This window comes from Pseudoxanthomonas dokdonensis, from assembly GCF_001431405.1.
GTDB classification, from domain to species: domain Bacteria; phylum Pseudomonadota; class Gammaproteobacteria; order Xanthomonadales; family Xanthomonadaceae; genus Pseudoxanthomonas_A; species Pseudoxanthomonas_A dokdonensis.
In genome coordinates this window covers 228162-241234 of sequence record NZ_LDJL01000001.1, presented here as the reverse complement: position 1 = coordinate 241234, position 13073 = coordinate 228162, and the positions used below count along the sequence as shown (strand labels likewise).

The 13073-nt window shown below is 63.5% G+C and carries 11 protein-coding genes; 7 read left to right on the top strand and 4 right to left on the bottom strand.

The window, feature by feature from the left end:
* Window positions 1-69: 69 nt before the first annotated feature.
* From mnmE to rpmH, 4 genes are all read right to left on the bottom strand, one after another.
* Window positions 70-1434 (bottom strand): tRNA uridine-5-carboxymethylaminomethyl(34) synthesis GTPase MnmE, encoded by a 1365-nt coding sequence (mnmE, locus tag ABB29_RS00940; protein ID WP_057656726.1) that lies wholly within the window; start codon window positions 1432-1434, stop codon window positions 70-72.
* A 76-nt stretch (window positions 1435-1510) separates the two neighbouring features.
* Window positions 1511-3247 carry a membrane protein insertase YidC gene (gene yidC / locus ABB29_RS00935; protein ID WP_057656725.1) on the bottom strand — a complete coding sequence of 579 codons (1737 nt, stop codon included), beginning with the start codon at window positions 3245-3247 and terminating at the stop codon, window positions 1511-1513.
* A 13-nt stretch (window positions 3248-3260) separates the two neighbouring features.
* Window positions 3261-3683, bottom strand: coding sequence for a ribonuclease P protein component (gene rnpA / locus ABB29_RS00930; RefSeq protein ID WP_057656724.1), 423 nt, complete (start codon window positions 3681-3683; stop codon window positions 3261-3263).
* A 43-nt stretch (window positions 3684-3726) separates the two neighbouring features.
* Window positions 3727-3867 (bottom strand): 50S ribosomal protein L34, encoded by a 141-nt coding sequence (gene rpmH, locus ABB29_RS00925; RefSeq protein ID WP_031374044.1) that lies wholly within the window; start codon window positions 3865-3867, stop codon window positions 3727-3729.
* A 298-nt stretch (window positions 3868-4165) separates the two neighbouring features.
* Here rpmH and dnaA point away from each other — a divergent pair, with 298 nt between their 5' ends.
* The 7 genes from dnaA (at window position 4166) to ABB29_RS00890 (ending at window position 12946) form a co-directional block, all read left to right on the top strand.
* Window positions 4166-5491, top strand: coding sequence for a chromosomal replication initiator protein DnaA (gene dnaA / locus ABB29_RS00920; protein ID WP_057656723.1), 1326 nt, complete (start codon window positions 4166-4168; stop codon window positions 5489-5491).
* A 229-nt stretch (window positions 5492-5720) separates the two neighbouring features.
* Window positions 5721-6821 (top strand): DNA polymerase III subunit beta, encoded by a 1101-nt coding sequence (gene dnaN, locus ABB29_RS00915; protein WP_057656722.1) that lies wholly within the window; start codon window positions 5721-5723, stop codon window positions 6819-6821.
* Window positions 6822-7033: 212 nt separating this feature from the next.
* Window positions 7034-8122, top strand: a complete 1089-nt coding sequence (recF, locus tag ABB29_RS00910) for a DNA replication/repair protein RecF (RefSeq protein WP_057656721.1) — start codon at window positions 7034-7036, stop codon at window positions 8120-8122.
* A 239-nt stretch (window positions 8123-8361) separates the two neighbouring features.
* The gene (gyrB, locus tag ABB29_RS00905) at window positions 8362-10800 is read left to right on the top strand and encodes a DNA topoisomerase (ATP-hydrolyzing) subunit B (protein ID WP_057656720.1); all 2439 of its coding nucleotides are present in this window, start codon (window positions 8362-8364) and stop codon (window positions 10798-10800) included.
* Between the two features lie 13 nt (window positions 10801-10813).
* Window positions 10814-11125 carry a cupin domain-containing protein gene (locus ABB29_RS00900; RefSeq protein WP_057656719.1) on the top strand — a complete coding sequence of 104 codons (312 nt, stop codon included), beginning with the start codon at window positions 10814-10816 and terminating at the stop codon, window positions 11123-11125.
* Between the two features lie 107 nt (window positions 11126-11232).
* Complete coding sequence (locus tag ABB29_RS00895; RefSeq protein ID WP_057656718.1) at window positions 11233-12060, top strand: CPBP family intramembrane glutamic endopeptidase; 828 nt, start codon at window positions 11233-11235, stop codon at window positions 12058-12060.
* Between the two features lie 76 nt (window positions 12061-12136).
* Complete coding sequence (locus ABB29_RS00890; protein WP_057656717.1) at window positions 12137-12946, top strand: M48 family metallopeptidase; 810 nt, start codon at window positions 12137-12139, stop codon at window positions 12944-12946.
* Window positions 12947-13073: the final 127 nt, after the last annotated feature.

Genomic DNA, 13073 nt, shown 5'->3' with positions numbered 1-13073 from the left:
ACAGATGGTTCAACAAATCCCAATGTGCGTAGCACGCGGGATCAAGCGCTATTTGTCAACTATGGCGCGTTATTTGCCGATGCAGAAGGTCGAGAAGATATGGCCCAGCATGTCGTCGGCGGAAATCTTTCCCCGGATTTCGCCCAACGCGTCGTGCGACAGCCGTAATTCTTCGGCGGCCAGCTCCAGTCTTTCGTGACCCAGTTCACCGTTTGCCATTTCAAGATGCCGGCCGGCACGCTGCAGGGCCTCGACGTGGCGCGCGCGCGCGGAGAACTCCCCTTCGGTGGCGTCGTGTTGTTGCCCGCTGGCCAGCTGCCGCAGGCGCTGGTGCAGTTGTTGCAGGCCTTGTCCGGTCACCGCCGACACCGGGACGGCGTCGGCGCCAGTTGCAGCGACCGCTGCAGGCAGCAGATCGGCCTTGTTGTGAATCCACAGGATCTGCGGCACTTGATCCAGTATGCCGGCGACCGCGGCGCGACCGGCATCGGGATCGCGCGCATCCAGCACCACCAGCGCCAGGTCCGCCCGCTGGACTTCCGCACGGGCACGGCGCATGCCTTCACGCTCGATCGCATCGCCCCCTTCCCGCAGTCCGGCGGTATCGACCAGGTGCAGTTCCAGTCCATCCAGGCGGATGGTTTCCAGCAGTATGTCGCGGGTGGTACCGGCGACATCGGTGACGATGGCGCGATCACTGCCGGCCAACGCATTGAGCAGAGAACTCTTGCCGGCATTGGGCGGACCGACAATCACCGCATGCACGCCGTCGCGCAGCTTGCGGCCACGTTCGGACTCGACGATCAGCTGCTGCAGCTCCTGCTCGACCTGCGCCAGCTGTCGACGCACGTGCTCACCGCCGAGCGTGTCGATGGGTTCGTCGGCGAAATCAATCGCCGCCTCGATGTGGATGCGCAGCGCCAGCAGGGTCTGGGCGATGGCCTCCACCCGTTGCGAGAACACCCCTTCCAGCGAGCGCCGCGCCGCGCGTGCGGCACGCACATCGGAGGCGGCAATCAGATCGGCGATGGCCTCGGCCTGGGCCAGATCCAGTTTGTCGTTGAGAAAGGCGCGCTCGCTGAATTCACCGGGGCGGGCATGCCTGGCACCCAGCGCGCAGGCGGCCGCGACCAACTGCTGCAGCACCACCGGGCTGCCGTGCGCCTGCAGTTCGACCACGTCTTCGCCGGTAAAACTGGCCGGTGCCGGAAACGCCAGCGCGATGCCATCGTCGATCACTTCGCCCAAGCTGTCGGCGAAGCGGGCGTACCGGGCAGTGCGGGCTGGCAAGGTAAGCCTGCAGATGGCATTGCCGATGGCCAGCGCCCGTGGGCCGGACAGACGCACGATGCCGACCCCGCCGGCGCCCGGCGCGCTGGCAATCGCGGCAATCGTGTCGTTGTTGGCGTCAGCGGCGGCGCTGGTTGTATTCATGACTGCGGAAGTCTTGCACATCGGGAAAAGAAAACCCGCCAGTACGGCGGGTTTTCCTGGATCCGGTCGCCCCCAATTACTTGCTGGTGACCACGTCCGGCTTGCCTTCGTGGCCGAAGCGGCGGGTCACCCACCACTGCTGCAACAGGCCCAGCGCACCATTGGTGACCCAGTACAGAACCAGACCGGACGGGAAGAAGGCCATCATCGCGCCAAACACCAGCGGCATGAACTGCATCATCTTCTGCTGCATCGGGTCCATGCCCTGGGCCGGGGTCAGCTTCTGCGTCGCCCACATCACCAGCATGTTGACCACCGGCAGGATGAAGTAAGGATCGCGGGCGGTCAGATCATGGATCCAGAACGCCCACGGCGCCTGACGCAGTTCCACCGATTCATTGAGTACCCAGTACAGCGAGAGGAAGATCGGCATCTGCACCAGAATCGGCAGGCAGCCGCCCATCGGGTTGATCTTCTCTTTCTTGTACAACTCCATCATCGCGGTCTGGAACTTCTGCCGGTCGTCGCCGTAGCGTTCCTTCAGCTGGGCGATGCGCGGCTGGAATTTGCGCATCTTGGCGAAGCTGCGGTACTGCGCCGCCGACAACGGATACAGCGCCAGCTTGACGATCACGACCAGGCCGACAATCGACCAGCCCCAGTTGCCAATGAAGGCATGCAGGTGGCTGAGGATCCAGAACAGGCCCTGGCCGATCAGCGCGAAGATCGAGAACTGGCTGTAATCGACCGCGCGATCCAGACCGGGGACTTTTTCCGCCTTGATCTTGTCGACCAGCTTCGGACCGACCCACAGCCGGGCGCTGGTGGTGGCCTGCTGGCCGGGTGCGACGTTGACGCCGGGGCCGACTTCGCGCACGACCGACAGATCGATGCCGTTGGCCGACTTGGTCTGGTCCAGCGACAGCGTGGTGGTATCGCTGGCCTGCGGAATCCAGGCGGTGAAGAAATGATGCTGCAACATCGCAATCCAGCCCTTGCTGGTCTGCTTGTTGACCTTGCCGTCTTCCAGGTAGTCCTCGTTGAACTTGCGGCGCTGGTAGTCGCCGTCATACCAGGTCGCGCCGGTGAAGCTGAAGGATTCCGGGTTGTGCATGCCCGATGCCTTCGGCGGCGGGTTGCGGATCAACTGGCGATAGACGTAGCCCTGCCACGGCTTGCTGCCTGCGTTGATAACCTGGTCCTGCACCTGCACCACGTAGTTGCCGCGGCTGAAGGTATAAGTGCGGCGGATGCTGACACCGTCCGGGCCGTTCCAGATGAAGGGCACGCTGACGCTGTCGGCGCCGTCGGCCAGTACCTGCGCGCCGGCCTGTTCGGGGACGAAGCCTGTTTCATGGTTGGGCGCGGCGGCGCCGGCCTGTCCGGGCAGCCAGCCACTTTGCGCGGCATACGGATGCTGGCCCTGGTTGAACAACCGCACCGGGGTGCTGGAACCCTTGGACTGCGGATACGCCAGCAGATCGGCCTGCAACACGCTGCCACCATCCAGCACCACTTTCAGGACGTCGGTGGTGACGCTGACGGTCTGTTTCGACGGGCTCGCAGTGGTTGCGCTCATCGCCGCGGGCGCGGTCGGCACCGCGCCGGCGTCGCTGCCGGGCAATGCCATGCCGCTGGCACTGGGCACGGTACCGCTGGTGGCATTGCCATTGGCGGCGCTGCCGATCTGTTCGGTGACCGCGGTGGTGGTGGCTGGCGCCGGCTTGGGCGCGTTGAACTTGCCCCACTCCATCCACAACAAGGTCGCCACCATCAGCCAGGCGAAGATCAGGAAAATACGGGTCTGGTTCATCAGGCAGCCAATCTCAACCGGTGGTCGAACCCGGTTTGCTCAAAGGGGAAGGAGGGATGCGGTCCGCCGGCATTGTGCCGTCCGCGGGCGTAACCGGCAACGCGCCGGCGCGCGCCAGCACCCGCAGGAAACACGAGCGCAGCTGCGCCGGCTCGGCGGCAGCGGCCGCACTGCGGGCGACCACGACGTAATCGCCGGCGGGCAGTCGGTGGCGGATTTGACGGAATTGTTCGCGCAGGCCGCGTTTGATGCGGTTGCGGACCACTGCGCGGGGACTGACCTTGCGGGAAACCGCCAGACCCAGTCGCGGCGGATGCGCGGCGGGCAGCCAGTGCAGGCTGATCAGCGGATCGGAGGTACGGCGTGCGCTTTCAAACACACACGCATATTCCGCGCGCGCACGAACCCGCGCGGTGCGCGGGAAAGTGGCTTTCATCGTAGTAGAACTTTCTCGGCCGCTGGCAGCAGCGGCGAAGGCATCAAGCGCAGAGGCGCTTGCGGCCCTTGGCGCGGCGGCGAGCCAGGATCTTGCGGCCGTCGGCCGTGGCCATGCGGGCACGGAAGCCGTGGTCGCGCTTGCGCTTCAGGTTGCTGGGTTGGTAAGTGCGCTTGGTGGCCATGGGGCCCCTCGGGTCAATCAGATGGAAAGAACCGGAAATTCTATAGGAACCACCAGCTTAGCGTCAACTCTGGCAGTGGAAGCTGATCCGGGTCCACCAGGTTGTCGACAGGCTGTTCAACGCTGCTATCCAGCCAGCGCAAGGGTTTGCGCTGTCCATCCACATCTTATGCACAGAAACAATTGGCGCAGGGCGATGGCGATGGTAGTCTGATCGACCGCTTGTTTTTGCCCCCGCGTCGCGTACTGCGCTGGTCGTGGCGGCCCTTTTGATCCCGAATTTCGAGTTGCTGCACACAATGGATGCCTGGCCCCGCTGTCTTGAACGCCTGGAAGCCGAATACCCGGCCGAGGATGTACACACCTGGTTGAAGCCGCTGCAGGCCGAACAGCGCAATGATGCCGTGGTGCTGTATGCACCCAATGCGTTCATTGTCGAGCAGGTCCGCGAGCGCTACCTGTCGCGCATCCGCGAACTGCTGGATTATTTCGTCGGTTCCAACGAGGTCTCGCTGGAAATCGGCTCGCGGGCGCGGCTGGTCGAACCCGTGCCGGCGGCGGCACCGCAACTGGGCACCTCGGCCACAGTCACCGAAGCCTATGCCGGCAACCTCGACAATCACTACACCTTCGACAACTTCGTTGAAGGCCGCAGCAACCAGCTCGGACGTGCCGCTGCCTGGCAGGCGGCGCAGAAGCCGGGCGATCGCGCCCACAATCCGTTGCTGCTGTATGGCGGCACCGGCCTGGGCAAGACCCACCTGATGTTCGCCGCCGGCAATGAGATGCGCCGGCAGAACCCGGCCGCGCGCGTGCTGTACCTGCGCAGCGAACAGTTCTTCAGCGCCATGACCAAGGCCCTGATCGAAAAATCGATGGATCAGTTCAAGCGCCGCTTCCAGCAGGTCGATGCGCTGCTGATCGATGACATCCAGTTTTTCGCCGGCAAGGACCGGACCCAGGAAGAGTTCTTCCACACCTTCAACGCGCTGTTCGACAGCCGCCAGCAGATCATCCTGACCTGCGATCGCTACCCGCGCGAGGTCGAAGGCCTGGAACCGCGGTTGAAGTCACGGTTGGCCTGGGGCCTGTCGGTCGCCATCGAGCCGCCGGATTTCGAGACCCGGGCCGCGATCGTGCTGGCCAAGGCCGCCGAACGCGGGACCCAGATTCCCGATGAAGTGGCGTTCCTGCTGGCCAAGAAGATGCGCAGCAACGTGCGCGACCTGGAAGGCGCACTCAACACCCTGGCCGCGCGCTCCAACTTCACCGGTCGGGCGATTACCACCGAATTCGCCCAGGAAACCCTGCGCGACCTGCTGCGCGCGCAACAGCAGGCGATCAGCATCCCGAATATCCAGAAGACGGTGGCCGATTACTACGGCCTGCAGATGAAGGACCTGCTGTCCAAGCGCCGTACCCGCTCGCTGGCGCGTCCGCGGCAGATGGCGATGGCGCTGGCCAAGGAATTGACCGAACACAGCCTGCCCGAGATTGGCGACGCGTTTGCCGGTCGCGATCACACCACCGTGCTGCATGCCTGCCGGCAGATCCGCACGTTGATGGAGACCGATGGCAAGTTGCGCGAGGATTGGGATAAGTTGATCCGTAAACTCAGTGAATAATCCCCCCTGGACCCTGTGGACAAGCTGTGGCCGGAAAAGCCGGCGATTTTTATCCACAGGTTCATGCCCCATCACGGGCTGGCTTGTCCCAAGGGCTGTAAGCACATAAACTTGTTGTAGTTCAAAGGGTTAAGTGCCTTTTCCACCGAAAAGCCGAAAACCATCACCACCAGCTTTAGATTTAATACATCTTCTTTTAAAAGCATTAGGCACAAGGGGCGACCATCCAATGCGTTTCAGCCTGCAGCGCGAAGCACTCCTCAAGCCGTTGGCCCAGGTGGTCAATGTGGTTGAACGTCGGCAGACCTTGCCGGTCCTGGCCAATTTCCTGGTCCAGGTCCAGAACGGGCAGCTGTCACTGACCGGTACCGACCTGGAAGTCGAAATGGTGGCCCGCTGTGCCGTCGACGATGCGCAGGACGGTGAAACCACGATTCCGGCGCGAAAGCTGTTCGATATTGTTCGCGCCCTGCCTGACGGCAGCAAAGTGACGGTCAGTCAGTCCGGTGACAAGGTCACCGTTCAGGCCGGCCGAAGCCGGTTTTCACTGGCCACCCTGCCCGCCAACGACTTTCCCTCCGTCGACGAAGTCGAGGCCACTGAACGCGTCAGCGTTTCCGAGGGCACGCTGAAAGAGCTGATTGAACGTACCGCGTTCGCGATGGCCCAGCAGGACGTGCGTTATTACCTCAACGGTTTGCTGCTGGATCTGGCCGACCGCACGCTGCGTTGCGTGGCCACCGATGGTCACCGTCTGGCGCTATGCGAGGCGGAACTGGATGAAGCCGCTTCGTCCAAGCGCCAGATCATCGTGCCGCGCAAGGGCGTGACCGAGTTGCAGCGCCTGCTGGAAGGCGGCGATCGGCCACTGGAACTGGAAATCGCCCGCAGCCACATCCGGGTCAAGCGCGACGACGTGACCTTTACCTCGAAGCTGATTGATGGACGTTTCCCTGATTACGCCGCGGTTATCCCGATTGGTGCCGACCGCGAGGTCAAGCTGGATCGTGAGGTACTGCGGGCCGCACTGCAGCGCGCCGCGATTCTGTCGAATGAGAAATACCGTGGTGTGCGCGTTGAAGTCTCGCCGGGGCAACTGAAGATCAGTGCCCACAACCCCGAGCAGGAAGAAGCACAGGAAGAAATCGAAGCCGAAACCCGGGTCGATGCGCTGGCTATTGGCTTCAACGTCAATTACCTGCTCGATGCGTTGGGTTCGTTGCGCGAGGATGAAATCATCATCCAGCTGCGCGATGCCAACTCTTCTGCACTGGTGCGCGAGGCCAGCAGCGAGAAGTCGCGTCACGTGGTGATGCCGCTGCGTCTGTAACGTTCGCTGTTCCACGTGGAACCAAGTTCAACGCCCGGCCCGCAAGCCGGGCGTTTTTTTGCTGATGGCCGCAGAATCGGCTCTTGTCTCCGGTTTCGGTCGAGCGCGGTTCGGGTGTCCGGGCCAACCGTCTAGAATGGCCGTCTCCTGATTGCTCGTGCCGTCGTGCCCTACTCTTCGTCCTCGCTGCCAGCCATGCCACCGGTACCGTCATGCGGGTAAGCCGACTGACGGCATCGAATTTCCGCTGTTTCAGCGGTTTTGACCTGGCGCCGGGCCCTGGCCTCAATTTTTTTGCCGGCGACAATGGCGCCGGCAAGACCAGCGTGCTGGAAGCCCTGCATCTGATGGCCTATGGGCGCAGCTTCCGCGGCCGGGTCCGCGACGGTCTGGTCAAAACCCATGCCGATGCGCTGGAAGTGTTCATTGAATGGCACGAGCTGACCGCCGAGCGCGTGCGCAAGGCCGGCATGCGGCACAGCGGAAGCGCGTGGAGCGGACGCCTGGACGGCCAGACCGTCAATCAGATGGGCGAACTGTGTGCCGCGCTGGCGGTAGTGACCTTCGAGCCGGGCAGCCATGCGTTGGTCAGCGGCAGCGGTGAACCACGGCGTCGCTATCTCGACTGGGGGCTGTTCCACGTGGAACCAGAGTTCTTTGCGCTCTGGCGTCGCTATAACCGGGCGTTGAAGCAACGCAACGCGCTGTTGAAGTCTGGCGCGGCTGGTCGCCAGTTGGAGGCCTGGGATCACGAGCTGGCGGAAGCCGGGGAACCACTGAGCCGGCATCGGCTGCACTATCTGGAAACCCTGCAGCAGCGCCTGGCTGAAGTCGCTGCCGATTTGGTACCGGGACTTGGCCCGGCCTCGCTGCACTACTCGCCCGGCTGGCGGCAGGCGGAAATGTCGTTGTCCGACGCACTGCTGCTAGCCCGCGACCGCGATCGTCAAGCAGGACACACCTCGGTTGGCCCGCATCGCGCCGATTGGCGGGTCGATTACGCCGCACGACCTGGACGCGAGGCGCTGTCACGCGGGCAGGCCAAACTGACCGCGCTGGTCTGCCTGTTGGCGCAAGCAGAGGATTACGCGGCACGCAAACGCGAGTGGCCCGTCATCGCCCTTGACGATCTGGCCTCCGAGCTCGATGCCCATCATCAGCGCCGGATATTGCAGCGCTTGGCGGGTAGCCAAGCGCAGATCTGGGTCACCGGCACCGATTTGCCACCGGTCCTGCGCGAAATCGGCTTTGAAACCGCCATGTTCCACGTGGAACAGGGGACGATAAGTCCGCTGGCTTGAGTTCAGTCAGGTTGGCGGCGATCCCGGGCCTGGAACCGGCGTTTGCGGCCAGCATCAACGTGAATCGCCCTCGGCCGTTTCCGGGCGTCGCCGCCGCTACCCTAGCCGCCAGTCTGGATCGGCCGTACAGCGCCTCTGAAGCCGTCGTCAAGGGTGGCAATGGTATACTCGGGGTTCCTTCCAGTAGATCCGGCATCGCGCCGCCGCGCCGATGCCGTCTATGCAGACGACAGAAGCGAATGACCGACGAAACGACGACCGCAACGCCCGGCAATACCTACGACTCCAGCAAGATCACCGTTCTGCGCGGCCTGGAAGCGGTCCGCAAGCGTCCCGGCATGTACATCGGTGACGTCCATGACGGTACCGGCCTGCACCACATGGTGTTCGAGGTCGTCGACAACTCCATCGACGAAGCACTGGCCGGCCATGCCGACAACATCGTGGTCACCATCCATGAGGACGGCTCGGTGTCGGTGTCCGACAACGGGCGCGGCATCCCGGTCGACACCCACAAGGAAGAAGGCGTTTCCGCTGCCGAAGTAATCCTGACCGTGCTGCATGCGGGCGGCAAGTTCGACGACAACAGCTACAAGGTATCCGGCGGCCTGCATGGCGTCGGCGTCTCGGTGGTCAACGCGCTGTCGGAAAAACTGTGGCTGGATATCTGGCGCGACGGCCATCATTACCAGCAGGAATACGCGCTGGGTGAGCCGCTGTACCCGCTCAAGCAGCTTGAGTCGTCAGACCGCCGCGGTACCCTGATGCGTTTCAAGCCGGCCGTGGAAATCTTCACCGACGTCGAATTCCACTACGACATTCTGGCCAAGCGGCTGCGTGAGCTGTCTTTCCTCAATTCCGGGGTCAAGATCACCCTGGTGGACGAACGTGGCGATGGTCGCCAGGACATATTCCAGTACGAAGGCGGTATCCGCAGTTTCGTCGAGCATCTGGCCCAGCTGAAAACGCCGCTGCACCCGAATGTAATCTCAGTTACCGGTGAGATGAATGGTATTACCGTCGACGTCGCCCTGCAGTGGACCGACGCTTACCAGGAAACCATGTTCTGCTTCACCAACAACATTCCGCAGAAGGATGGCGGTACCCATCTGATCGGTTTCCGCGCGGCGTTGACCCGCACGCTGACCAATTACATCGAACAGAACGGCATCGCCAAGCAGGCCAAGGTCAACCTGTCCGGCGACGACATGCGCGAAGGCATGATCGCGGTGTTGTCGGTCAAGGTGCCGGATCCGAGCTTTTCGTCGCAGACCAAGGAAAAACTGGTCAGTTCGGAAGTACGCCCGGTGGTGGAAAGCTCGTTCGGCGCGCGGCTGGAGGAATTCCTGCAGGAGAATCCGACCGAAGCCCGCGCCATCGCCGGCAAGATCGTCGATGCCGCACGCGCACGCGAGGCTGCGCGCAAGGCGCGTGATCTCACCCGCCGCAAGGGCGCGCTGGATATCGCCGGCCTGCCCGGCAAGCTCGCCGATTGCCAGGAAAAAGATCCAGCCCAATCCGAACTGTTCATCGTCGAGGGTGACTCGGCAGGTGGTTCGGCCAAACAGGGCCGCAACCGCAAGAACCAGGCGGTATTGCCGCTGCGTGGCAAGATCCTCAACGTCGAGCGCGCGCGCTTTGACCGCATGCTGGCCAGCGCCGAAGTCGGCACCCTGATCACCGCGCTTGGCACCGGCATCGGCAAGGACGAATACAACCCCGACAAGCTGCGCTACCACCGCATCATCATCATGACCGACGCCGACGTCGACGGCAGCCATATCCGTACGCTGTTGTTGACCTTCTTCTACCGGCAGATGCCGGAGCTGATCGAGCGCGGCTACATCTACATCGGCCTGCCACCGTTGTACAAGCTCAAGCAGGGCAAGCAGGAGCTGTACCTGAAGGATGATGCCGCGCTCAACGTCTACTTGGCCAATAGCGCGGTCGAAAACGCCTCGTTGATCCCGGCCGAAGGCGAGCCGCCGATCTCCGGCGAAGCGCTGGAAAAACTGCTGGTGCTGTTCGCCAATGCCAACGACAACATCGCCCGCAACGCGCATCGCTACGATCCGCTGGTACTGGAAGCGCTGATTGACTTCACCCCGATCAGCACCTTGCAGGACGCGGGCGTGGACACCGAGGCCGAGTTGCGCCGACTGGAAGCCCGGCTCAACCGCGGCGGTCTGGGAAGCGCGCGCTACAGCGTGCAGCTGCAACAGGCCAACGCCGAGCGCCAGGCTGCATTGCTTGTGACCCGCCGGCACATGGGCGAGGAAATGATCCAGGTGATTCCGCTGGCCGCGTCCGAAAGCGGCGAACTGCGCCCGTTGCGCGATGCCGCCGCGCAGCTGCATGACCTGATCCGCGAAGGCGCCCAGATCACCCGGGGCAACAAGACCCAGCCTATCGACAACTTCGCCCAGGCCCAGGCCTGGTTGCTGGATGAAGCCAAGAAGGGTCGCCAGATCCAGCGCTTCAAAGGCCTGGGTGAAATGAATCCGGAACAGTTGTGGGACACCACCGTCAATCCCGATACCCGGCGCCTGTTGCAGGTCCGGATCGAGGACGCAGTGGCTGCCGACCAGATCTTCAGCACGCTGATGGGCGATGTGGTGGAACCACGCCGTGACTTCATCGAAAGCAACGCGCTGAAGGTATCCAACCTCGATATCTGAGCGTCGACCGGGCATGGACATATTCCGCGGCAGTACGTTCATCGCCGATCGCGCCTGGGGTGCGGTGGAGATTGCCAACATGGATGGCATCACCACCCGCCTGCATTGGACCGATCAGCCCTACCATTGGCACGTCAACGATGGCGAGGAAGTCTTCGCGGTACTGGCCGGCCGGGTCGAGATGCGCTATCGCCAGGCCGGTATTGAACACAGCACCGTGCTTGAAACAGGCGATGTGTTCCATGCCACCGTCGGTACCGAACATGTTGCCCATCCGATCGGCGAAGCCAGGATCCTGGTCATCGAGCGCGAAGGAAGCCTCTGACATGAGCCGTGCGAGGTCGCGTTTCGACGCGATTGCGGCAAGACCGGGCCAGTGCGGCCCGATACCGTCGCCATTGGCGTAACCGCTCCTCCTTCCCGGTCACCCGCATGGATCACGCATCGCCTCCCCCGTTACCGCAGGCCACGCCAACCACGGCCGCGAGCAAGCCGGTCGCCGGCTTCCTGTTCGATTGGCTGATGGGCGTGCTGATAGCCTTTGCCTTGATGCTGGTCGGCGGGGTGGTCTGGGGCTTTGTCCGTGCCTTCCAGCTCGGCCTGCAGCAGGCGCAGCGCGGGGCCAGCGCTGATCCGCAGGCCATCGCGCAGGCGCTAGGGACGCCCAGCGGCACCGCGCTGCTGGCGATGACACTCTTCAGCATGGCCCCGGCGGCGGTGCTGATGTACTACTGGCGCCGCCGCGCCAGCGCGGCCGAACGTGCTGCCTCGCGCACCGCCGCTGGCCGCGCCTCGACCTGGGCATGGACGCTGCCGGTGGCGGTCGCGGTGGCTGTTTCGACGACCCTGCTGCTGCATCTGGCCGACTACCTGGGCATTGGCGCCGATCCCAGCAACGAGGGCATGATCCGCCAGCTGTGGGGGCATAATCGTGGCCTGCTGGTGGTGTTCGTGGTGGTGCTGGCACCGCTGTACGAAGAGCTGTTCTTCCGCCGGGTGCTGTTTGGACGCCTGTGGCAGGCCGGCCGGCCATGGCTGGGAATGGCACTGAGCGGTCTCGCCTTCGCCCTCGCCCACGAAGTCCCCGGCACCGGCAACAACAGTTGGCAGGCGACCCTGTTCCTGCTGCTGGTCTACGCCGGCATGGGCGCGACGTTTGCCTGGCTGTACCGCCGTACCGGCACGCTGTGGGCGCCGATAGCTGCCCATGCCATCAACAACGGCCTGGCCATCGCGCTGTTGGCGCTGTCGGCGCAATAGCGCCGGAAAATGTGATTGACGAAAAGTTAAGACCCTATTTCAGACACTAACGGCCACCTTCAGGGGAACCCACTGCATGAAGTCCTGGATACTGGCAGCTACCATCACCGCGTTTTTCGCCAGCGGCTGCGCGACCACCACCTCGCCGACCGGGCGCACCCAGATCGTCGGTGGCGTTTCCCAGCAGGAGTTGAACCAGCTGGGCGCGCAGGCGTTTGCCGAGACCAAGGCCAAGGAGCCTGCCAGCAAGGACGCCAAACAGAACGCCTACGTCAACTGCGTGGTCAACGCGCTGGTCCAGCAGTTGCCGCCTGACTGGCGCAGCATCGGCTGGGAAACCCAGGTATTCGTCGATCCCGAGCCCAATGCCTTTGCCCTGCCCGGCGGCAAGGTCGGCGTCTACACCGGCATCTTCACCGTGGCCAAGAACCAGGATCAGCTGGCCGCCGTCCTCGGCCACGAGATCGGCCACGTCATCGCCCGTCACCACGAAGAACGCATCACCCGCCAGCTCGGCACCCAGCAATTGCTGGGCCTGGGCGCCGCGGTCGCCGGCGCCAAGTACGGCCAGACCGGATCTGACCTGGTTGGCCAGCTCGGCGGGCTGACCGCGCAGGGCCTGTTCCTGTTGCCCGGCTCACGGACCCAGGAAACCGAAGCGGACGTAGTCGGCCAGCGCTTGATGGCCGATGCCGGCTTCGACCCGCGCCAGGCGGTGGATCTGTGGCAGAACATGCTTGCCGCCAGCAGTTCGCGGCCGCCGGAATGGTTGTCGACCCACCCCGATCCGCAGGCGCGGATCAGCGAACTTAAGCGAAGTTCACCCGGACTTGTGCCCACTTACGAGGCGGCGCGCAAGGCTGGCCACGTTCCCAAGTGCGGTTGATGCGGCAATCTGCTGCAATGCAGCATCAAAAACGGTATCCGTCAATACACAAACTCTGCTAGTTTTGCCGCCCCCGGAAGGATCCGACGTCCCGCCCTCTGTCCTGCCGTAAGTTTCGAGGTGACTC